This window comes from Dyadobacter sp. AC419, assembly GCF_979253085.1.
In genome coordinates this window covers 273,697-297,138 of the sequence record NZ_CEEDCD010000020.1, presented here as the reverse complement: position 1 = coordinate 297,138, position 23,442 = coordinate 273,697, and the positions used below count along the sequence as shown (strand labels likewise).

The window sequence follows — 23,442 nt, the reverse complement described above, 5'->3', positions numbered from 1 at the left end:
ACAATTTTCGCAAAAAACAGGCGGATATAGACCTCGCCGGATTGAAAAGTATTGTCCGGAATCCGCCGTCGCTCGATTTCTTTTATCACAATCCACTGATTTCCGAAAGCATTAATGCGGCTTCGCTTGTGCTGGTTAAGCTCGAAAAAGCGCCTGTGGATATGCAGCTGACGATCGACAGCAAACCTCCGTTTTTTCAGATTTCGGGTCAACTGATCCTGAACGGCGTTTCGCTGGATTTGGAAAAAGTCAAAATGCGCTACGACTATTTTGTGCTTTATCTTGATTCGCTGTATTTGATTGACAACGAAGATGTGCTGAAAACGGTTGAATTTTTCAATGCGCATAATCAGAAGATCATTATTCATCAGTCCAAATTTGAGGAATTCAGACAAAACCTGCTTGCCAAAATCGAGTCGAAGATCAAGATCAATTATTCGTATCTCAAACCGGCAACGGAGCCTCAGAAAATTGAACAGGGTTTTGATAAGGACAGTGAAAAGGTGATTTACCTCGAAGATTTCGGCAATTATGTGATGATAACGCCGGTGATCAAATATGGAAATGTGGAAGTGCCGATATTTTCGCAAAAGCAGATTTACTCCGTGGATGCGCACGGAAACCCGTTCACAGTGCGGCGCGATGAAAGCGAAGAACTGCGTTTCGCGAGTGCGATTATCAGACAACATCCTAATTTTGAAGACCAGCTGGGACGAGAATTTTTCTATTTATATAAAGAGCGATTCTTAAACGAGCATTGGTTTTTGAACGCATTTGAAGAATGGCGTCACCAGAAAATTACGGTTTTGGGTTTTGATAAATTGACCAAAATCCGGCTTAATCCGAACAAAGCGCAGGTTTCCGTCCATGTGATCAGCGGGATAAACTGGTTTAACACCACGGCGAATGTCAGATTTGGTGAGCAAAAAGTAACATTGAAAAACTTGCATAAGGCCGTTAAAAACCGCACGAAATATGTGCAGCTGGATGACGGTTCCAATGGAATCCTGCCCGACGAATGGATTGAGAAGTTTGCGAAATTTTTCGAAGCCGGCGACGTCGTGGATGAAAGCATCAGGACTTCAAAAATGAACTTTGCGACAGTAAGTGAAATGTATGAGGCTGAGTCACTTGCCAAAGATGTGCGGGAGCAAATTGCGTTTTACAAATCCCGTTTTTCCGATTTTGAAACCATTGAACCGGTGGACGTTCCGCAGGAACTGAATGCTTCCCTGCGCGCGTATCAGAAAGAAGGTCTGAACTGGCTCAACTTCCTGGATGATTTCGATTTTGGCGGCTGCCTTGCGGATGACATGGGATTGGGTAAAACATTGCAGATCATTGCATTTCTGCTCATTCAAAGGCAAAAACAAACGCAAAACACCAACCTCATCATTGTTCCTACTTCGCTGATTTTTAACTGGCAGGCGGAGATTGAAAAATTTGCGCCGTCATTAAAAGTGCTGACCATTTACGGATCGGACCGCGTGAAAACGGTTGCGGATTTTGACCGTTATGAAGTGATTCTGACATCTTACGGCACATTGCTTTCCGATGTGAATTTTTTGAAAAAATATCATTTCAATTACATTATCCTCGATGAATCGCAAGCCATTAAAAATCCTGAATCACAGCGATATAAGGCTGCACGGCTGCTTAATTCGAGAAACAAACTGGTGCTGACGGGAACGCCCATTGAGAATAACACATTTGATATTTTCGGCCAGCTTTCCTTTGCGTGCCCGGGATTACTGGGCAATAAAACGCAGTTCAGAAATCATTTTTCAAATCCGATTGACCGGTTCAAAGACAATGACCGCGCGCGTGAGCTGCAAAAAAGAATTGATCCCTTTGTGCTCCGCAGGACCAAAAAACAGGTTGCTACGGAGCTTCCCGACAAGACAGAAATGGTCATTTACTGTGAAATGGGTGAAGAGCAGCGCAAGGTTTACAATGCTTATGAACTGGAATTTTACACTTTCCTGAACACCCGAAATGAGGGCGACATTGCGCGGGAAAGTCTGCACGTGTTACAGGGGCTTACCAAGCTGCGCCAGATCTGCAACTCCCCTGCCTTGCTGAATGACCATTTGTATTACGGTAATGCTTCCGCCAAGATCGACGCGCTTCTGGAACAGATCGAAGGGAAATCGCCGCAGCATAAAATCCTTGTGTTTTCGCAATTCGTTACTATGCTGGATTTAATTAAGGATGAGCTTGTTAACCGCGGCATTCAGTTTGAATATCTTACCGGGCGGACGAAGGACCGCGCTGCACGGGTTGATAATTTTCAGAACAATGCGGAGATCCGAGTTTTTCTGATCAGCTTGAAAGCGGGCGGAACGGGCCTTAACCTTACCGAAGCGGATTATGTTTATCTGGTTGATCCCTGGTGGAATCCGGCGGTTGAAAATCAAGCGATTGACCGCAGTTACCGCATCGGGCAAAAGAAAAATGTGATTGCCGTGCGCCTCATTTGTCCCGGGACCATTGAAGAAAAGATCTTGGAATTACAGGCATCCAAGAAAGACCTGGCCGACGATCTTGTCAAAACGGATGCTTCTGTTTTGAAAACGCTGACCAAAAATGACTTACTTGGACTGGTTAGTTAATCCAGATTTTTGCTGATTTCTGTGATCAGATATTCCTTCGGATCGCTGAAATATTCCCAGAAAAATATCCCGGCCAGGTTGTTCTTTTTGACATATTTACACTTATCCCGAATCGATTTTTCGTCTTCGTAGGAGATCAGCACTTTGGTAGAATCATTGAACAGATAAGGCGCTTTTGCCTTTTTATCATAAAATTTTTTATAGCCATTCTGATTGATCAGCGTGTCTTTCAACTTGGTATAACCACCTCCCTGAACAGCCTTAATGCGTTTTTCGCCTAAACCATTGTTTTTTACAGTTTCGGCTTCCCAGCCTTTTCCGTAAAACGCAGCGCCCAGCACGATCTTACTCGCGGGCACACCTGCGGCCATGAAGTTTTTGACAGAGCGATCAGCCGAAGAACCTTCGCCGTCGCCATAATCGTACAAATTCGTGTGGTGTCCGACTGTGCCGTTTTTGCCGCCGTAGTCGTAAGTCATAATGAAAACGTAATCCAGAAAAGGCTGCGCAAGGCCCATTTCCGTGTTTTCTACAAATGATTTGGAACCGCCTACTGCTGTCGTAAGCTGATAATCGCGTCCTTTTTCCTTTTTCAGGATGTCCAGTTCTTCGCGGATGGCCTTGAACATTAATGTGAAATTCTGCTTGTCTTCGGGCCGGAAAACATTGCCTTCTTCGCCGCGCATGGCCGGATATTCCCAGTCAATGTCCACGCCGTCGAGGTTAAACTGGCGCACAATATCGACGCTTGATTTGGCAAATTGTCTTCTGGAAGTTTCGGTTAAAACTGCATCGGAAAAATTCTCACTCCACGCCCAGCCACCGATTGAGATCAGGATTTTAAGGTCCGGATTTTTCGCCGCTTTCATTTCATTGAGTTTTCGGAAATTGGTTGAATCTGTCGCGAGATTGGTCAGCACGGCGAGGCTGTCTTTTACATTGACAAATGCATAATTAATGTGCGTCAGCTTTTCCGCATCGATTGCTTCGGTCTGAACAAGTCCGCGAAAACCGCCAACGTAGCCATTAACAATGTATTTTTTCTTTTTTGAGCCAATGTGACAGCAGGGCAAATCACGGAAAGCCCCAATGCGAGCAGCAAAAGGTTGCGTAAATATTTCATGTTTCTGGATTTAGGATATGATATCAATAAAGCGCGATTTTGCGTGATATTACTTCTTTGTCGGTCAGTATGCGCACAATATAAATTCCCGCGGGGAGCTTGCTCAAATCTGTTTTCGAGGACGGCCCAACCTGCCGCTCGGCTTGTTGAACACCCCTCAGATCGTAAACCTGCAATAATGCCGAAACGGGCCGGGTTAATTCTGCAAAAATGATTTTGCCAAATGCATAAATCAGGTGATTATCCGCTGCTGCGGGCTCTAAACCTGTAATGATAGAGTTGGCTAACACGATGGAAACCAGACTATAAGGCGAACTTCCGCCTGCATTAACGGCTTTGATCCGATAATAATGATCCACTTTTGCCAATGAATCCGTGTCCTGAAATTGCAGCACGTTAGGCGCAACTTTCCCGATCTGCACATATCGTTCCAGGCTGCCGGCGGAGCGCTCGATCACCACTTCTTTTGTGTTGGCAGAAACCGCCGACCAACGCAGCTGAACAAGGTCGGGCGCGATCGGAGATGCGGTGAAGTTGACAGGCCGGTCGGGCACGGGAATGTTGTCTGTGGTGGCTGAAACAACGTTGCTGTAAGCAGACGCACCCGCAGCATTCACCGCTCTGATCCTGTAAAAATATTCCGTATCGGGTGTCAAGCCCGTGTTTTGATACACAATCACATTTGGCAAGAGGTCCGCGATTTTCGTAAAGCTGGTGCCGTTGCTTGATCTTTCCAATTGAAAACCACTCTCATTAACCGCCTTATCGATCCAGTCGAGGTTGATCTGGGATGTGGAAACTGCGGTTGCGGTGAGCCGTTCGGGGGCGTTTGGGAGAGCGAGTAATGTGGTTGCCGTGACAATGTTGCTGTAAGCGGATTTCCCTGCTGTGTTTTTAGCCAGGATCCTGTACCAGAATTTAGTAGAAGCAGGCAGAGCCGTATTTGCAAATGTTTTAACATTAACGGCCACGTCGGCGATCTTGGCAAATTTAAGTCCATCCGTAGATCGTTCCAGCTCAAAACCCGTTTCGTCCAATGCATTATCTGTCCATGTCAGGTTAATCTGATTAGCAGAAATAGCCGTTGCGACAAGCTTGGAAGGCGCTTTTGGAATGGTAACTGCAAACACCGCCTGCTGCGTTAACAGCAAGGACAATGTCAAAAGGAATGCGTTAAAAATTGATTTGTTATAAATGTGTATCATATCTTGCAAGCGACTTTTCAAAATTAAAACCTCTCCCCGACTGCCTCAAAGCCAGCCTCTTTTCTTAAACAAAGCGTAAATGCCCGCCGTGATCAAACCCATTAAGATCATGACTGCGGGATAACCGTATTTCAAACGCAGCTCCGGCATATAATCGAAGTTCATCCCGTAAACGCCTACAATAAACGTCAGCGGCATAAAAAACACCGAAAATAGCGTTAGTACCCGCACAATTTCATTGGTTCGCTGCGATGAAATCGAAAAATAGATCATGACGAGCTGATTCATATTCTCGAAAAGCGTGTCATAAATGTTCTGCATTTTAACAAAAAGGTCGCGCGTGTCCCGTGTGTACGCATTTGAATGTTCCGGGTCGTCTATTTTATCGACGATTTCGTGCGAGAGCATGATCACGCGCCGAGTCACTTCCACACGTCTGCGCAGATAATACAATCCTTTGAGCAAAGACGCTTTCCGGTTTTTGAGGAACATATTCTCCTCATAATATTCAATGTCACGCGTGAGCTTCGCCGATGGTTCTTCATATGTGCCGAGACAGCTTTTGATAATCTCATTAACCAGCTGATGCGTGTCTTTGCAAGCATGCTGGGCGATCCGGTTTTCGCGGATATGCTCGGGAGCCGCCCACGGTTTGCGGTGCAATGTGATCACCTTTTCAGGAAACATAAAAATCGCAACCTTGTCCGTAAGCTCCGGAACTGTGTCGGCCTCGGACGCAACTGACTCAGAATGAATGCGGAATATGATGAATGCATAGCCGCCTACGGTCTCATATTTGGGAAGGTGATCGGGCTGGCTCCAGTCTTTGATCGAAGATTCGTGAAACTTGTGTGTTTTGGCCAATTCTGCGAGCTCTTCGTCGTCAGGGTCCGTAATATCCAGCCATTCGAATGGATATTTGGCGTTGTCGGCAATCGTTTGGATCATAAAATTATTTGTCGGGCTTGGCATCCATGATGAAGCGCAATGACTGGTCTCTGGTAAAAAACGCGACCATCCAGTTGTAAAAAGTCTTGACCTGGTTGCGATAGCGGATCAAAGAGAACAAATGCACGACCAGCCACAGAAAGTAAGCTATAAAACCTTTGAAATGCAAACCGGGCAGATCGGCAACGGCCTTATTGACGCCAATGATGGCCATTGTTCCTTTGTCAACATAATGAAACGGGTGCAGCGATTTGCCCTCGACCATTCTTGGCAAGTTGGCTGCCAGATTCTTCCCTTGCTGAATCGCGACTTGCGCCAGCTGCGGATGCCCCTCTGGAAATTTCTCATCTGCATTCATCAGACAAATGTCACCTAATGCAAAGATATCTTCAAAGCCGATCACCTTGTTATACGCATCCACGAGCACTCTTTTCCCTTTACCAAGCACTTCTTTCGGCAAACCCGGCAAAGCAGTTGCGGTCACTCCCGACGTCCAGATGAGCGTTTTTGTTTCAATTTGTTTTCCGTTAGCAAATGTAACCACGTCATTTTCGTAATCCTTTACAGCGTGGTCGAGCAGCACCTTAATGCCCAGTTTCTGTAATTCCGCTAATGTTTCTTCCTGTGATTTTTTGCTCAGTGGATTTAACACAACAGGCAATGCATCCACGAGATAAATTTCGACTTCTTCCCTTTTAAGTTCAGGATAGTCTTTCTTAAAAATCTTTTTGTGCATTTCAGCGAGCATGCCCGAAACTTCCACGCCTGTGGGCCCGGCGCCGGCTACGACGATGCAAAGCAGTTTTTTACGTTCGTTGGAATCCTGCAATTTGGCCGCTTTCTCTTTGTTCATCAACACATGGTTACGCAATGCGAGCGCGTCCTGCACAGTTTTCATGGGAACCGCGTTCTTCTTCACGTTTTCCATTCCAAAATAATTGGTTTCCGTTCCCGTGGCGAAGACCAGATAATCATAATATATGTCGCCGCTGTCCGTGGCAATCTTCTTTTCAATTGGAAAAACCTCTTGAAAAGCGCCCAGACTGAATCGGAGATTGGGTTTGTCCTGGAAGAATTTCCTGAAAGGATGACTGATATTGGAAGCTTCTAAAAAGCCGGTCGCAACCTGATATAACAAGGGCGGGAAGAAATTGTAATTGTTTTTGTCAACCAACACGATTTCAAACTGCTTGTCTTTCGAAAGTTTCTGCGCGAGATTAATCCCCGCAAATCCTCCCCCTACGATCACCACTCTTTTTTGCTCCATAACCGCTGATTTAAGACCATAATGCCTCATATACGGATATTATAATTGTGCCGTATGCGGTTTAAAGGCCTTTTAATGTGAAAATGTTTACTCACGGACCTTTGCCCAATGCGACATTAGCATACATTATAGAGAAACCACTCGCCTTTTGCGGCTTTGGCACATGCTTTTACAACTGGGGGCATTTACAATAATTGACTACTAAAAATCATATCGTTATGGATTATCAAATTGACACGAACGGACAAACGCAAGGATCGCAGCCTGGAATTGAAGAAGAGATGAACCCGGCACCGATTTTCATTCGTGAGAATTATCGGGGAAGCGGAAAGCTGCAAGGGAAATCGGCATTGATAACAGGCGGTGACAGCGGCATTGGCCGTGCGGTTGCCGTTCATTTTGCGCGTGAGGGTGCAGATGTTGCCATCGTTTATCTGGAAGAAGACCAGGATGCGCAGGAAACCAAGTCACTCGTTGAGGCGGAAGGAAAAAGATGCCTGTTAATTCCGGGCGATGTGCGCAATGAGTCTTTTTGTAAAGATGCTGTAAATCAAGTTGTAAGCGAGTTTGGCAAGCTTAACATTCTGGTAAATAATGCGGCTGAGCAGCACCCAAAAGAAGATGTGCGGGAGATTAGCGCGGACCAGCTGCAAGATACATTTGCTACGAATATTTTTGCATTCTTCTACTTCACGCAAGCTGCGCTTGAACATTTGCAGGAGCATGACACGATCATCAACACCACATCGGTTACGGCTTATCATGGAAGCCCCGCATTGCTCGATTACTCATCGACCAAAGGTGCAATTGTGGCTTACACGCGCTCACTCGCGGGCTCACTTGCAGATAAGAAAATAAGGGTGAATGCAGTTGCTCCCGGACCAATCTGGACGCCGCTGATCCCTGCAACATTCACTGCTGAAAAGGTGGAAAAATTTGGAAAGGATACGCCGCTGAAACGTCCGGGACAACCGGCGGAAGTGGCCCCTTGTTACGTTTTCCTGGCATGCGAGGACGCTTCCTACATGAGCGGACAAGTGCTGCATCCCAATGGCGGACAAGTGGTTAACGGTTAAAAAAAGAAGAGGAAGCAAATATCGCTTCCTCTTCTTAATATGCCTCCACTTCATTTTTCTCAAACAGCCATTTCCTGATCGTGTTTTGCAGGGTGTCTTTTACGACGGGCTTGGTCAGATAATCGTCCATGCCGGCGCCAAGACATTTTTCCCGCTCGCCTACGACCGTTCCTGCGGTGAGTGCGATGATGGGAATGCGTTTGCTGGTTTCCAGCATACGGATTTGTTGTGTTGCTTCATATCCGTTCATTTCGGGCATCTGAATGTCCATGAAAATAATGTCGGGATCGGTTTCCAGGAACAACCTGACGGCTTCTTTGCCATTCAATGCTTCCACCATGGTTACATTGGAAAGTATTTTGCCCAACATTGTTTTGACCAACAGCATGTTGATCTTATGGTCCTCTGCAATCAGCACGACAACCTTTTCACCTTCCTTATGCGCCATTTCGTTAGGCCGGCCTTCGGGACGCAACCTGGGAATGCTGGGACTGCTTGCATAAATCTGCGAAAGCGTTGAAAACAATTGTTTGATCTTGACCGGCTTCACCAGAAAATGAGATACATTCAATCTTTCGGATGCGGTGGAGCGCACTTCCTCGTCAAAAGAATCATTTAACAAAACGACCGGCAGATTAGCGCCATTTCGATTTGATTCGCGAATCCGGCGAATCGTTTCTATGCCATTCAGTTCGGGCATTTCGCAGTCCATCAGTGCAAGATCGTAGGATTGTCCTGTCGCCAGTTTTTCCAAAGCAGCTGCCCCTCCCGAAACAAAATCGGACAGAATTCCTTTGTTTTCAAGCATTTCGGAAAGGATAATGCCATTATTCACATTGTCGTCAACAATCAGTATCCGTTTGATGTCATTTGTATTTTCCCAAATAAATTGTTCGCCGTCGGGGATAAGCTTGAATGTTACGTCAAAGAAGAATGTGCTGCCCGTTTCAGTTCTGCTGGTGAGCTGCAATTTGCTGTCCATCAATTCCAGCAGACTGTTTGAAATGGTAAGTCCAAGTCCCGTGCCTCCGAAACGCTTGGTGGTGGAGGAATCTTCCTGTGAGAATGCATCGAAAATCTTGCGCTGATTTCTTGGTTCGATGCCTATGCCGGTGTCCCGGACGGAAAATCTGAAAGTCGTTTCCTGCTCGCTAGGGCGTTCCAGAACGGCAATTTTGAGCTCGATTTCGCCATGCATTGTAAATTTGACAGCATTGCTCAGCAAGTTTGCCAAGATCTGTTTCAATCGCACCGAATCCGCCCAGACATAATGCGGAATGTCAGCCGGAATGTTCAGGAGCATTTCAAGATGTTTTTGCTGGGCCTGATAAGTGAGCATATCCGCCACTTGCCCGCATATGCTCAGCAAATCCGTCTTTTCGTAGCGAAGCTCTAATTTCCCAGCTTCTATTTTTGAAAAATCAAGAATGTCGTTGATGATTTCGAGCAGCGAATTGGCCGATTGGTAAACCATGGACATATATTGCTGCTGCGTTTCATCTAGGCCCGTTTTCATCAAAAGATCCGTGAAGCCGATCACACCATTCAGTGGCGTGCGGATTTCGTGGCTCATATTGGCCAAAAATTCAGATTTCAACTTGCTCGCCGATTCGGCTTGCTGGCGTGCTGTGAGCAGTTCAAGTTCGGCTTGCTTGCGCAATGTAATGTCCCGGATAACAGCCTGAATGATCTGAGAATCATTGATATTAATAAGATTCAAAAGCACTTCGGCCACAAAGCTTTCCCTTTTTTCTCCAAAGCGTTTGAAAACCCACTCAAAATTATGGCTTCCTTTTTCGTAAACAGCTTCTAAATTTTCTTTCGCCAGATCCCTCAGCTCCTCATAAGACGAGTAAGTTGCGGCCGCAAGATCTTCGTGCGTTTTGCCCACCAGCACATTCACCGAGTCCAGTCCGAACATTTTCAGTGCTGCCCGGTTGCAGTCCAGATAACCTTCGCGGTCAAAAAGCACAACTGCATCGCTTGTCGAATCATACAGGCTCCGAAACTTGGCTTCCGAGTTCATAATGGCTTCCTCGAAACGCTTGCTCCGCGTTATATCCTGGAAAGCACCGTAAATCCGCACACATTTGCCATGAACCATCTCCGCTTTTCCAATGGTCCGGATCCAGATCTCGTTTCCTTTTGCCGTGATAAGCTGTAATTCATGGTCCCAGGGCGTGCCGTTGCTCACCCCTTCCCTAACCGCCTCACGGATCAATTCTCTGCTGGCACCTTCTTTATAAAACGCAATGGCCTGGTCCACAATCGGCTGAAAATCCTCACTAACCTCATGAATTTCCCTTGTTATGGACGTCCATTGCAGATTTCCCGTTTCCAGATCATATTCCCACCCACCAATCCTGGCAGCGCTGTTCGTCTGTTCCAGCATGGCTTTCATGCGCTGGAGATCTTCGTCAGATTTCCGGCGCGATGTAATGTCACGCTCAATGGCTACGAAATTGGTGCACTGCCCTTTTTCATTGAAAACAGGCGTGATTTTCAAATCAACCCAATAGCGCTCGCCATTCTTTTTGTAACATAGCACTTCCGCTTGCACAAACCGATGTGCCCTGCATTCTTCATATATATGTGCAACGGTGGCCATATCCGTTTCCGGGCCGCATAACAGCTCAGTCGGATTCAATCCTTTTACTTCGCCACGCTTATGACCCGTTTGGTTTTCATAAGCCTTATTAACCCATGTGATCAGCCCTTTGCTGTCTGTAATAACAATGTAATCCGTAGTATTGGAGGCTACAATGGCCAGTTCTTTCAAGCGCTCGCGCGAGCGACGAAGTTCCGTAATGTTATGGCTTGTAAGAATTATATCTTTGCTTCCCGGATCAATGCTAGCGTTGGTGTTGCTCCACGACCATGTGCCGTTCCGGTGCAGGATGCGGTGTTCAATTCCGCCTTTTACCGGAATGTTCGTTTGCACCAACTGCATTAATGCGGCAGTGCAACCCGGCAGGTCATCGGGATGCACGTAATCTGTGAAGGAGCGGCCGAGCGTTTCCTGGATCGTATATCCATATACTTTTGACCAGCTCGGGGAAACGTACGTGAATATAAGCTGCGGCGTAAGTGTAAACAGAATGTCCTGCACATTGGAAACGAGCACGGACAAATCCTCTTCTGTTTTTAATTTTTGCGTAATATCATATCCAATGCAAAAAATCTCCTTTACACCGCCCATTCCGTCTGGCAGGCCTGTAAATTCCCAATGCGTTGTCTTGATTCCGGCGTGTTTGGACGTTTTTCGAAGAATTACGGCATTGGGCTTGCCTGGATTGGCAAAGCACATGTTGCCGACATTCACACACTTTTCAATGTCTTCAGGAACAACACCCATCAAGGACGACCTGCCAATTACCTCATGCCGTTCAATGCCATAAAAGTCGCAAAAGTGATCATTAACAAATGTATAGTTGCCAGCAAGGTCCGTTCGGACGACATACATGGCATTGCTGCTCATAAAACTCTGGAAAAGTTGAGAGTCGCTAGGGTAATTGTGTTCTGCTTTTTCCTCAGACATCTCTTTTCGTAAGGGATTGATGACCGAATTGATCCAATTTAAAGGTCAGCTTATCAGTAAATTATAACCGTACAAGATAGCTTTTATTTAATTATATCAAGACTTGAAATGAGCATGTTTGTATTACTTTTATTCTACGGCGCGAACAAGTTCTACAATTAGAAACAAATTTTAGGGGGATGATTGAACATAGTCCTTTTCCACATTGTGCCGTGGAAAAGGACTGATCATGATTACGAGGCACTTAGCTCTTTTTTTTCGGGACTTTGGCTCCTTCCTTTCTCGCTTCTGACAAACCGATTGCCACCGCTTGCTTCTTGGACGTTACTTTTTTGCCGGAACCTGTTTTGAGCGTGCCTTCTTTCTGCTCATGCATTGCTTCCTCAACCTTTTCACCAGCCTTTTTTGAATACTTTGCCATGTTTGAAAAATTTATGGGTGAAAACTTATATTTTGACCTCCAAAATTTGTTTTGTCATTGATACAAATCCTATTCCAATATGCTTACCAAATATGCCGTCGCATTAATGCTTTTTTTTCTTGGAATAGTCACTGGTTATCAGGCAAAAGCACAGCCGAAAGCGATTATTCTCAAAAATGCGACTGTTATAGACGGCACAGGCGCAGATCCGGTGCAAGGAACCGACATTCTGATTATGGACGGCCGCGTGGTTGCTGTGGAGACAAACATCATTTTAAAGGGCGCTGAGGAAATAGACCTGACCGGAAAAACGGTGATGCCTTCGCTGATCTGCGCGCACGCGCACGTGGGCACATTGAAAGGAACCACTTCTTCGGCAGACAATTATACAAGAGAAAACATTCTGAGGCAGCTTGTGAAATACCAGGATTACGGCGTGACGGCCGTGCTAGGAATGGGAACCGACCGTCCGCTTATTTTTAATGGTTTACGCGATTCAACGCTTGCGGGCCTGCTTCCGGGCGCAAGAATGTTTTCCGCAGGTTATGGTTTCAACACGCCCGATCCGAATCCCGGCTCGTGGATGAACTTACTTTTGCGTCCCGAAACGGCCGACGAAGTGCCCGCCATGCTGGACAAGCTCGTTCCACTCAAACCAACTGTTGTCAAAATTTGGGTCGATGACCATGGCGGCAATGCGCAAAAAATGAAACCGGAGATTTATCAGGCGATCGTTAAAGAGGCGCATAAGCGGAATATCCGGGTTGCCGCACATTTGTTTTATGTGGAAGATGCAAAGCTGCTCGTGGACGCCGGGCTGGACATTATCGCCCACAGCATTCGCGACAAGGAAGTGGACGAAGCCCTTTTGAACAAAATGAAAGAGAAAAATGTGATCTACATTCCGACCCTTTCGCTGGATGAATATCAGTTTGCATATGCGGGACAGCCGGCTTGGCTAAATGATGCTTTTTTCAAAAATTCACTCGAACCGGGTGTTTATGAAATGATCACCGATCCTGCTTACAACGAAAAGATCAAAAGTTCGCCGGATTATGAGCGCAATTTGGCAGCATTCAAAACGGCAACGGCGAACCTGAAAAAAATCTTTGATGCTGGCATAACAGTGGCATTAGGAACAGATTCCGGCGCTTTTCCGATCAGAACCCAAGGTTTTACGGAGCATTTGGAAATGGAATTAATGGTGCAGGCAGGACTGACTCCGATGCAGGCCATTGCAGTCTCCACGCAAAATGCTGCAAAGGCTTTGCTTCTAGACAGGGAATCGGGCACGCTGGCTCGTGGAAAAAAGGCAGATCTGATCATATTAGGCGCCAATCCGGCGGATGACATTACAAACACACGAAAAATTGAGGCTGTGTGGCGAAACGGGAAAAAAGTGAGCGCCGGCCCTCTTGCTAAATGATAAAAACAAACACTCCTTTACTTATGAAAATTGAATTTGAAAAATTGAACCACATTATGCTCTGCATTCCAGAAGGCAAGGAGGAAGACGCAAGGCATTTTTATGGACAAGTGCTGGGACTGCCGGAGTTGAAAGACCAGGGTTATGCACTTCCGAATGGCGCTATTTGGTTTCAAATGGGCGATATTGAGCTGCACATCCGGGCTGAAAAAGCAATGGAAACCTCGCAGCGACATCCAGCATTTGAAGTTAAAAACCTCGATGTAGCGCGGCAGCTTCTTGAAGAAAATGGCATCGAAATCCGGAACGACAGCCCTATCCCCGACCGCAAACGCTTCTCCTTCCGCGACCCGTTCGGCAACCGCATTGAGCTTATTGAAATGCTGCAACGCGACAAATAGGATTGCGTATAAATTGCAACTCCGCTTTGGAAAAAATCGAATTTGGAAAAAGTAATCCTAAATTTGCCTTGCATTTGCAGCGGACACAGCGTTTCTCCTTGATGTTAAAATATTTTTATAGGTTCTTAATCCTCGTTATTCTTCTGGCGGCGACAGCGGAAGTGGTTTTAAGATACAAATTTGGATTCTGTAATTCTCCGCTCTACGTTTCGGACCCTGATTTTGAGTATATCTATGCACCAAACCAGGATGTAAAAAGGTTTGGTTATGTGCTGCGTACCAACAGCTTATCCATGCGCAGCGAAGAAGTGCTTCCTTCCGACAGCATTGTAATCCTGCTCATTGGTGACTCGGTTGTAAACGGCGGGAGCCTCACGGACCAGGACAGCATTGCATCCACTTTGCTTGAAAAACGCTTCCTGAAAGATTACAACCAGCGCGTCCGTGTGCTTAACATTTCAGCGGGTTCGTGGGGGCCGGATAATATGGCGGCCTTTCTTAAAAGATACGGGACCTTCAAGGCGAGATTGCTTTGTTTGGTAACCAGCAGCCATGACGCGCACGATATTATGTCGCACCAAAGTCCGGTCGGGATTGATCCCGGGTGGCCGGATAAGCAATATAAGGTTGCACTTTACGAGCTTTGGGACCGTTATCGCTGGATTTTCTTTTATTATGTAAACACCTGGTTCTTCGCGCCGACTGTTGAGGAAAATCCTGAAAAAGCGCTTTTGGATTCAATCAAGAAGGATTCGGTGAAGAAAGAAAATTTGAATGATGCGGGAATCCGGAAGCCGGGACTGGTGTTTAATCCGGGTTACGAGCAGATTTACGACATTGCCAAAAAGGATTCGATTCCAATGTTCATTTACCTGCATCCGGAAACTTCCGAGCTTGAACTGGGCCATTTTAATGATCAGGGTGATGAAATAATGGCGTTTGCAAAGCAGCGCAATATCCGGCTCATCAACGAATTTAGTCTGGGCATCGATGCCAAATATTACAGAAAAATGGATGTTGTGCATTACAACAGCCAGGGTCAGCTTTTTTTGGCCAATAATCTTTATCCTTTGTTTCAGGAATATTTAAATCTTAAAAAGTAATGCGTGTCCTTGTTGTACACAATCAATTGTGGGCGCATTATAAGTCGCGGCTTTTCAGTGAAATACATGCTGCTTTCCAGGAAAAATACCCTGAAAGTGAGTTTTTGGTCTTGCAAATTGCGCTTTACGAAGCCAGCCGCAGCGTCATGCAAAGTGATGATACGATCACTTACGATTATCCTTACAAAGTCCTTTTCAACACGAGCCTCGATAAAGTGGACTGGAAAAGCAGTCGCAAAGCATTGTTTGCGGCTTTCGACGAGTTCAAACCAAATGTGCTCAATATCACTGGCTTCTACGATCCGGCACAAGTGCTTTTGATGTTTTACGCCAGGTTCAAAGGTGTAAAAGTGGTGCTTTCTTCTGAGTCATCTTCTGCTGATAACAGCCGATCTGCAGTTAAAGAATTCATTAAGAAAATCATCCTTAGCCGGGCAAATGCATTCTTTTGTTTTGGCAAAACATCTGCTGAATATCTGGAAACGCTGGGTGCGAGACAATCTGAAATTGCGGTCCGCAACGCAGCGGTGATCGACGAAGAAGTGATCCGGACGCAATACGACCTGGCTGAGCAAATTCATGTCGGTGCCACGCGGAAATTCGTTTACGTCGGCCGCCTTGCGCAGGAAAAAAACCTGCAAATGCTGATCAACGCATTTGCGAATATTGAAAGCGCAAAAACGGACCAGGAACCGTGGCAGCTGCTTCTGGTGGGCGATGGCCCGGAGCGGCCTTTGCTGGAAAAATTGGTCGCTGATAAAGGGTTAGGTGAACAAATAATATTTGCTGGCGGCCTGCCCTGGTATAAAGTGCCTCAATTTCTGGCGCAGAGCGACGTGCTGGTTTTGCCAAGCAAATCGGAGCCGTGGGGATTGGTGGTGAATGAAGCAATGGTTTGCGGAATGCCTGTTATTGTTTCAAAAACCTGCGGCTGCGTGGCGGATTTAGTAAAAAACGAGGTAAATGGTTTTACTTTTGACCCGAACCGGCAAGACGAACTGGAAGCGGCCATGCAGTTTTTTATACAAAATCCTGAAAATATATCGGCAATGGGAAAAGCGTCACTGAAATTGATTGCGCCTTTCTCGTCCAAGCAAGTTGCACGGCAAATGGCGGATTGTTACCATAACCTGTAACATGTTGGCCATAAACTTTATACACGAATCATCTGCATGCGAATCCTGAATATCTGCGCTTACACATGGGCCATAGGCGGTCCCGCGAGAATCATTTACGACCACACCACAGAAGTCCTCAGCCGCGGACACGAGGTTGATATTCTGAGTCCGATGACGCCGGGAGAGAAAATGTATCCGGTGCCGCAAGGCGCAAGGCTTATCGAATGTGCGCGGACGACGCCTGTCAGCAATGTATACAGGGAATTTTCCATCGATATGTATCGCTATTTGAAGCATCATGTTCACGAATATGACGTGGTGCATATGCATGGAATCTGGCATTTTGGAAGCCTGGCGCCGTTTTTAATTCCTAATAAGGCTGTGAAAGTGATCACCATTCACGGACTCCTGGACAAATGGGCCGTAGCGCACCACAAATGGAAAAAGGACATTGTGACGCTGCTTTACCAAAAACGCATTCTTGGTCAGGCCGATCTGATTCAGATTAACAATACGGACGAGGAAGCCGATGTGATCCGTTATCTGGGCCACCGGCCGAAAAATATGGTGATTGTTCCGAACGGAATGAAGCTGGATGAATATTCTAATCTGCCTGCAAAAGGAATTTTCCGCGCAAAACATAACATTACAGCCGATCAGCAGCTGGTGCTTTTTATGGGTCGGCTCAACATTAAAAAAGGACTTGATCTGCTTTTGCCCGCATTCAAAAAAGTTGAGCAGCAACTGCCGAATGCAATCCTGATCCTAGCCGGGCCGGATGACGGTTACCAACAGGAAACGGAAGCTTTTATCCGCAAAAACAACCTGGAAAAGCGGATTAAGCTCGTAGGAATGCTCACGGACACGGTGAAAAAAGAAGCTCTTTCCGACGCGGATCTCTTTGTGCTGCCCTCCTACTCAGAAGGTTTTTCCATAGCCGTGCTGGAAGCAATGACTTCGCGCGTGCCGACCATCGTATCCGATCGTGTGGGCTTTGGAGATTACATTAAGCGCTACGATGCGGCGTTTTTGACGCCGCTGAACAGCGATGGCGTTGCAAAAGGGCTTCTTAAAATATTACAAGATCGGTCATATGGCCAGGATATCGCAAATCGCGCCCACAAGATGGTAACTGAAAATTTTGACATCCGAGTGGTGGCCAATCAGTTATTGGAAGAATACAAGAAAGTTAAAAAAAAGTAATTATCTTTGGCCGGTTACATTAACCGAATTTTGGTAAGTCTCTGACTGTTTGCACACCCGGGTATGATTGATTTGTCCGTCATCATTTTAACACACAACGAATCCAAGCATATTGCGCGTTGCATCAAGAGCTTGCTTCTGGTGACTGATAAGATTTTCATTGTCGATTCATTTTCCACTGACGACACGGTTGCCATTGCGCAGAATCTCGGCGCAACTGTTATCCAGAATCCCTGGGTTTCGTATTCATTTCAATTCAATCACGGCATTCAGAACAATCCATTTAAAACCAAATGGCTGATGCGCATGGACGCCGACGAATACATTACGGCTGAACTTGCTGCGGAACTGCAAAGCAACCTGCAACAGACGGCAGAAGAAATTTCCGGCTTATATGTGAAGCGCCGCGTGATGTTCATGGACAAATGGATCCATCGGGGCGGCTATTATCCTATCTGGCTACTGCGGATCTGGCGTAACGGGCTTGGCGTTTGCGAAGAATTGTGGATGGACGAGCACATTAAGCTGAGCAGCGGAAAAACCGCACAACTGCAACACGATATTGTTGATCATAACCTTAATAATCTTACCTGGTGGACGCAAAAGCATAACAATTATGCAATACGCGAAGTCATTGATCTATTGAATATTAAATATAATTTTGATAGTAAGGAAACAGTTATTCCGAGCTTTTGGGGAAGTCAGGAACAGCGGACAAGGTTTTTAAAAATCAAGTATGCAAGCCTTCCTTTATTTTCGCGCCCGTTCATCTATTTTAGTTACCGCTATTTTTTCAAATTAGGTTTTCTGGATGGCATGAAAGGGCTGATATGGCATTTTTTGCAAGGCTTCTGGTATCGCTTCCTGGTGGACGCCAAGATCTACGAAGTTTACCACCGGGCGGGAAGAAATAAAGAGGATATTATTACACATTTCAGGACAGAATATGGAAAAGACGTTAAAAACCCAAACCGATCTGTCCCGGTATGACAACAGCTGGTACAAGCCAGGGAGTTTCTTGAAACAGTTGCTCTGGTATTTTACCAATCGTTTGTTCATCAATACATATTTGCCTTATCCAATGGCAGTTAAGCGTTTTGCCTTAACATTATTTGGTGCAAAAATTGGAAAAGGAACGGTGATTAAGCCGAAGGTTAACATTAAATATCCGTGGTTTTTGGAAATCGGAGCGCATACGTGGGTCGGTGAAAATGTGTGGATTGACAACCTCACTATGGTGAGAATAGAATCAAACGTTTGCCTTTCACAAGGGTGTCTGTTACTGACCGGCAACCACAACTTTACCACCAGCACGTTTGACCTGATCGTCAAGCCGATAACCATTGAGAACGGAGCGTGGATCGGCGCGCGGGCCACGGTTTGTCCTGGCGTCACAGTCCGGTCGCATGCGGTGCTGACCGTGGAATCGGTGGCGACGGGAGATCTGGAAGCCTTCGGGATTTACCAGGGAAATCCGGCTAAATTTGCTAAAACAAGAATTTTAACCCGTTGAAAGTAACAATCATCACCGTCGTCTACAATGGCGCCAAAACGATAAGGCATTGCATAGAGTCTGTGCTGAGCCAGGATTTCCCGGAAGTCGAGTACATTATTATTGATGGAAATTCGTCGGACGGAACGCAGGACATCGTGGAAGGTTACGGCAGTAAAATCAGCCGGTTTGTCAGCGAACGAGATGGCGGAATTTACGACGCGATGAACAAAGGCATACAATTAGCAACAGGTGATATAATAGGCATTCTGAATGCAGATGATTATTACGCTTACAATTCGGTGCTGAGCGACGTGGCTTTTGCGATGCAGGCGGATGACATTAAAGGTTGCTATGGAGATCTGGTTTATGTGGACGCTGACAATGAAGCGATTGTCAAACGACAGTGGATTTCCGGAAATTACAAGGCGGGTGCCTTTTTGAATGGCTGGATGCCTCCGCATCCTGCGTTTTTCGTCAAAAAGGAACTTTATGAGGAGTATGGGACGTTTCGCTTGGATTTAGGAAGTGCAGCTGATTACGAACTGATGCTGCGGTTCATTCATAAGGCGGGAATCAAAATCGCTTACGTTCCGAAGGTGTTGGTGAAGATGAGAACAGGAGGCGTGAGCAACAGCAACATTAAGAACAGGATTGCAGCGAACAGAAACGATCTGCGGGCGTGGAAGGAAAACAACTTAAAGCCTAGATTTTACACATTGTGGCTGAAACCGTTGCGGAAGATTTTACAGTTTCGATAAAATAGAAACAGAATGACACCGTCAAAACCACGCAATAATTATTTTGATTTACAGCTATTTAGCTATTTACAATATTGATTTTAATTACGACTTTTGGTTTGCCAGGTCAACTTACTACAACGTTAAATTACCTCACTTACATTGCAGGCACTATGGATTTAAGGCTACCTCTACAGATACTAAGCGAAGGTAACTTCAGCAATATAATACATCACGACGTATACCAATGCCTTCTTTCCTTTCTGATCGCTTGTTTTCTTTCTATCATCAGCATTCCGATCATTATTAATCTGTCAAATCTGTTGCATTTGACGGCTAAGCCCAGGTTTTAGAAGCTCACACGAAACAGAAACCCCTACTTTGGGAGGCATAGCGATATTTGCGGCAACGCTGATCGCTTATTTTTTATGGCCGCATTCTGAAAACATTCTCGATTCCAATCTGATCAGTCTCGCCATGACCGGCGTGATTATCCTGTTTTTCCTTGGAATTAAGGACGATATTCTGGCTGTTGACCCGACTAAAAAGCTGATTATCCAGATATTTGCCTCGCTGATCCTTGTTGCAATGGGAAATTTCAAAGTGGATAACTTTTATGGAATCTTCGGAATTCATGGCGTTTCAGACTTTATCAGCATTCCGCTGACCGTATTTATATTCATTGCTATCATTAACGCCATCAACCTGATCGACGGCATTGACGGACTTGCAGGCGGCATCAGCCTTATTGCTGGTCTTGGTTTCGGGCTTTGGTTTATCCTTAATGATCACTTCTCGTTTGGCTGTCTTGCATTTGCGATGTCGGGCTCATTACTCGGTTTTCTTCGTTTTAATTTTTCCAAAACGAGCAAAATCTTCATGGGAGATACCGGATCGCTGATTGTTGGTTATTTGCTATCCATCTTTTCTGTTGAATTCCTCTCGCTTAATGTGGGTTACCTGCACGATCCGAACGCATATTTCAATGCACCGATCATTGTAATGGTGCTGCTTATCGTTCCCATCTTCGATACGCTGCGTGTTTTTATCGTCCGGATTTTCAAGGGCGGTTCACCATTCGTTGCAGATCGCAATCACATGCATCACATCTTGATTGACAATGGTTTAAATCACTTCTGGGCCTCATTTGCATTGTGGATGGTGACGATCATGAACACCACGCTGTTTTTCGCATTTCATGGCAACATTACCAACACGGCTTCGATGTACATTTACATCGCCATGTTCGGTGCTTACATGGTTTTTGCCTACTTTCTCAAAAAGCGCAGCGTGGCCGTCAAGAAGAGAAAAAGCCTGGCCGAAAGTCCTTCATTTGAGAAAGAAGACGTGTCTGCTTCTGGCAAGATACTGAGGGATTTGTGAAAAACTAGGCTGAAAAACCGCTTTTAATACCTTCTCAAATTCATTGCGTTGCATTGAATGTTTGTACCTTAGCACGAAATAATCGTCAACAGGTATGAATAAAAAGATCAGAAAAGAAGACGCCTTATACTACCACTCAAAAGGCCGTCCTGGTAAAATCCAGGTAATCCCCACCAAAGAAACTAGCACCCAGCGTGACCTTTCCCTGGCTTATTCGCCGGGCGTTGCGGAACCTTGTCTGGAAATCGCAGCAAATGTCGAAGATGCTTATTTGTATACTGCAAAAGGCAATCTTGTGGCCGTTATCAGCAACGGAACAGCTGTGCTGGGACTCGGTGACATTGGGCCTGAGGCTTCTAAGCCGGTTATGGAAGGAAAAGGACTTCTGTTCAAGATATATGCAGACATTGATGTTTTTGACATTGAGCTGAATACAAAAGACGTCGACGAATTTGTCCGGACTGTCAAGATCCTTGAACCGACATTTGGCGGCGTTAACCTGGAAGACATTAAAGCGCCTGAATGCTTCGAGATCGAGGCGCGCCTCAAAAAAGAGCTCAACATTCCGGTCATGCATGATGACCAGCACGGAACGGCCATTATCAGTGCTGCCGCAATGCTTAACGCACTTGAACTGGTCGGAAAAGATATCAACGACATTCGTGTAGTCGTTTCAGGAGCAGGCGCTTCTGCCGTTTCCTGCACAAAATTATATCTTGCTTTGGGTGCCAATCCAAAGAACATTGCGATGTTCGATACCAAAGGCCACATTCATAATGGCCGCACGGATCTTACTGAGATGAAAAAGCAGTTTGCAACGGATGTTGCGTATGATTCGCTGGAAGATGCAATGGTTGGCGCTGATCTTTTCCTTGGACTTTCTACTGCTGACATTGTTTCAAAAGACATGGTAAAATCGATGGCGAAAGATCCGATCGTGCTTGCTATGGCCAATCCTAACCCCGAGATTCCTTATCCTGATGCCGTTGAAGCCAGGGAAGACGTCATTATGGCGACTGGCCGCTCGGATTACCCGAACCAGGTGAATAACGTGCTTGGGTTTCCTTATATATTCCGCGGCGCACTGGATGTGCGTGCAACGGAGATCAATGAAGCCATGAAACTGGCTGCGGTGCATGCATTGGCTGATCTTGCCAAGAAATCCGTTCCGGACATTGTGAATCTCGCTTATAATGAGACAAACATTGTTTTTGGTAAAAATTATATCATTCCAAAACCCGTTGACCCGCGTCTTTTGACAACCGTGGCTCCTGCGGTGGCAAAAGCTGCTATTGAAACGGGTGTTGCCAGAAAAGTCATCACCGATTGGGACGCTTACGAGCAGGAACTTTCGAGCAGACTGGGCCGCAATGAGCAGATTTCTCGAGTAATCCTGAATAAAGCGAAGCTGGCTCCGAAACGCGTTGTTTTCGCAGATGCAGAGAACATTCAGGTGCTTCGTGCTGCGCAACAGGTTCGTGACGAAGGCATTGCAATTCCTATTTTACTGGGAAGTAAAGAAACGATCGAGCATTTGATCAAAGAAAGCAAACTTGATCTGGGCGACGTTGCCATTGTAGATCCGCGTGCAGAGGAAAATGCAGCAACCATTGACCGCTATGCCCAGGCACTTTACGAAAAAAGACAACGAAAAGGATTAACGCCGATTGAAGCGCACCGGTCGATTTATTTCAGAAGCTATTTTGGCTCGATGATGGTCGAAACCGGCGAAGCAGATGCGCTTATATCCGGACTTACGCGCACTTATCCAGACACCATACGGCCAGCATTGCAAGTGATCGGTAAAGATCCCGGAGTGAACAAGGTTGCGGGTATGTACATTTTGCTTACCCCAAAAGGCCCGCTTTTCTTCTCCGACACAACGGTTAACCTTGACCCAACGGTTGATGAAATCGTGGAAATCACGGAGCTGACAGCGAAAGCAGTGGAACGCTTCAACATTCAACCTCGCATCGCATTGCTTACTTATGCCAATTACGGAAGTGCTAGCGGAACGGATGCTGAAAAAATGCGTGACGCAACGGCTATTCTGAAAAAGAGAAATCCTACAATGATTGTTGAAGGTGAAATGCAAGCACATTTGGCCTTCAATACGGCGTTGCTGAAAGAAAACCATCCATTCAGTGACCTCGCCGATGGCGGCGCTAACACGCTGATTTTCCCTAACTTATCGGCCAGCAACATTGCTTATAACTTGTTGAAAGAAGCGGCTGAACTTGAAACCATCGGGCCGATCCTGCTCGGAATGAAAAAACCGGTGCACGTGTTGCAGCTGGGAAGTTCGGTGAGGGAAATCGTGAATATGGTGGCGATCGCCGTTGTAGAAGCGCAGATGAAGAAGTAAGTTTTATAGCATTTAAAACAA

The 23,442-nt window shown here is 45.9% G+C and carries 18 protein-coding genes; 12 read left to right on the top strand and 6 right to left on the bottom strand.

Features of this window, described 5'->3' with window-relative positions:
• The first annotated feature begins 41 nt into the window (after positions 1 to 41).
• A complete protein-coding gene (locus AC0IYG_RS18340) occupies positions 42 to 2,612 on the top strand; it encodes a DEAD/DEAH box helicase (RefSeq protein WP_471712575.1) in 2,571 nt (856 codons plus the stop codon).
• On the opposite strand, the gene AC0IYG_RS18335 is transcribed toward AC0IYG_RS18340, so the two are convergent.
• The 4 genes from AC0IYG_RS18335 to AC0IYG_RS18320 form a co-directional block, all read right to left on the bottom strand.
• The gene (locus tag AC0IYG_RS18335) at positions 2,609 to 3,685 is read right to left on the bottom strand and encodes a glycoside hydrolase family 18 protein (protein ID WP_471712574.1); all 1,077 of its coding nucleotides are present in this window, start codon (positions 3,683 to 3,685) and stop codon (positions 2,609 to 2,611) included. The genes AC0IYG_RS18340 and AC0IYG_RS18335 overlap by 4 nt on opposite strands.
• Positions 3,686 to 3,758: 73 nt before the next feature.
• Positions 3,759 to 4,892, bottom strand: a complete 1,134-nt coding sequence (locus AC0IYG_RS18330) for a fibronectin type III domain-containing protein (protein ID WP_471712573.1) — start codon at positions 4,890 to 4,892, stop codon at positions 3,759 to 3,761.
• 93 nt (positions 4,893 to 4,985) lie between these two features.
• Positions 4,986 to 5,888, bottom strand: coding sequence for a magnesium transporter CorA family protein (locus AC0IYG_RS18325; protein WP_471712572.1), 903 nt, complete (start codon positions 5,886 to 5,888; stop codon positions 4,986 to 4,988).
• A gap of 4 nt (positions 5,889 to 5,892) precedes the next feature.
• Positions 5,893 to 7,155, bottom strand: coding sequence for an NAD(P)/FAD-dependent oxidoreductase (locus AC0IYG_RS18320; protein ID WP_471712571.1), 1,263 nt, complete (start codon positions 7,153 to 7,155; stop codon positions 5,893 to 5,895).
• A gap of 218 nt (positions 7,156 to 7,373) precedes the next feature.
• Between AC0IYG_RS18320 and AC0IYG_RS18315 the strand changes: the two genes are divergently transcribed.
• Positions 7,374 to 8,231, top strand: coding sequence for an SDR family oxidoreductase (locus tag AC0IYG_RS18315; protein WP_471712570.1), 858 nt, complete (start codon positions 7,374 to 7,376; stop codon positions 8,229 to 8,231).
• Between the two features lie 34 nt (positions 8,232 to 8,265).
• On the opposite strand, the gene AC0IYG_RS18310 is transcribed toward AC0IYG_RS18315, so the two are convergent.
• Both AC0IYG_RS18310 and AC0IYG_RS18305 read right to left on the bottom strand, forming a co-directional pair.
• Positions 8,266 to 11,769, bottom strand: coding sequence for a PAS domain-containing hybrid sensor histidine kinase/response regulator (locus AC0IYG_RS18310; RefSeq protein WP_471712569.1), 3,504 nt, complete (start codon positions 11,767 to 11,769; stop codon positions 8,266 to 8,268).
• Between the two features lie 244 nt (positions 11,770 to 12,013).
• Positions 12,014 to 12,190 carry a DUF6496 domain-containing protein gene (locus AC0IYG_RS18305; protein ID WP_471712568.1) on the bottom strand — a complete coding sequence of 59 codons (177 nt, stop codon included), beginning with the start codon at positions 12,188 to 12,190 and terminating at the stop codon, positions 12,014 to 12,016.
• A gap of 79 nt (positions 12,191 to 12,269) precedes the next feature.
• On the opposite strand from AC0IYG_RS18305, the gene AC0IYG_RS18300 reads away from it, so the two are divergent.
• The 10 genes from AC0IYG_RS18300 to AC0IYG_RS18255 all read left to right on the top strand — a co-directional run bounded on the left by AC0IYG_RS18300 (position 12,270) and on the right by AC0IYG_RS18255 (position 23,421).
• Positions 12,270 to 13,616, top strand: coding sequence for an amidohydrolase family protein (locus tag AC0IYG_RS18300; protein ID WP_471712567.1), 1,347 nt, complete (start codon positions 12,270 to 12,272; stop codon positions 13,614 to 13,616).
• Between the two features lie 23 nt (positions 13,617 to 13,639).
• On the top strand, positions 13,640 to 14,017 hold the full coding sequence (locus AC0IYG_RS18295) for a VOC family protein (protein ID WP_471712566.1): 378 nt from the start codon (positions 13,640 to 13,642) through the stop codon (positions 14,015 to 14,017).
• Positions 14,018 to 14,043: 26 nt separating this feature from the next.
• Entirely contained in the window at positions 14,044 to 15,120 is a 1,077-nt protein-coding gene (locus tag AC0IYG_RS18290) for a hypothetical protein (protein ID WP_471712565.1), read from the top strand.
• Complete coding sequence (locus AC0IYG_RS18285) at positions 15,120 to 16,256, top strand: glycosyltransferase family 4 protein (protein ID WP_471712564.1); 1,137 nt, start codon at positions 15,120 to 15,122, stop codon at positions 16,254 to 16,256. Before AC0IYG_RS18290 ends, AC0IYG_RS18285 begins: the two co-directional genes overlap by 1 nt.
• Positions 16,257 to 16,292: 36 nt before the next feature.
• Complete coding sequence (locus AC0IYG_RS18280) at positions 16,293 to 17,441, top strand: glycosyltransferase (RefSeq protein ID WP_471712563.1); 1,149 nt, start codon at positions 16,293 to 16,295, stop codon at positions 17,439 to 17,441.
• Positions 17,442 to 17,504: 63 nt separating this feature from the next.
• The gene (locus AC0IYG_RS18275; protein ID WP_471712562.1) at positions 17,505 to 18,431 is read left to right on the top strand and encodes a glycosyltransferase family 2 protein; all 927 of its coding nucleotides are present in this window, start codon (positions 17,505 to 17,507) and stop codon (positions 18,429 to 18,431) included.
• Complete coding sequence (locus AC0IYG_RS18270) at positions 18,388 to 18,954, top strand: WcaF family extracellular polysaccharide biosynthesis acetyltransferase (RefSeq protein WP_471712561.1); 567 nt, start codon at positions 18,388 to 18,390, stop codon at positions 18,952 to 18,954. The genes AC0IYG_RS18275 and AC0IYG_RS18270 overlap by 44 nt, the downstream gene beginning before the upstream one ends.
• The gene (locus AC0IYG_RS18265; RefSeq protein WP_471712560.1) at positions 18,951 to 19,694 is read left to right on the top strand and encodes a glycosyltransferase family 2 protein; all 744 of its coding nucleotides are present in this window, start codon (positions 18,951 to 18,953) and stop codon (positions 19,692 to 19,694) included. The genes AC0IYG_RS18270 and AC0IYG_RS18265 overlap by 4 nt, the downstream gene beginning before the upstream one ends.
• 360 nt (positions 19,695 to 20,054) lie before the next feature.
• Entirely contained in the window at positions 20,055 to 21,056 is a 1,002-nt protein-coding gene (locus AC0IYG_RS18260) for an MraY family glycosyltransferase (protein WP_471712559.1), read from the top strand.
• A 94-nt stretch (positions 21,057 to 21,150) separates the two neighbouring features.
• Positions 21,151 to 23,421, top strand: coding sequence for an NADP-dependent malic enzyme (locus AC0IYG_RS18255; protein ID WP_471712558.1), 2,271 nt, complete (start codon positions 21,151 to 21,153; stop codon positions 23,419 to 23,421).
• Positions 23,422 to 23,442 lie beyond the last annotated feature (21 nt).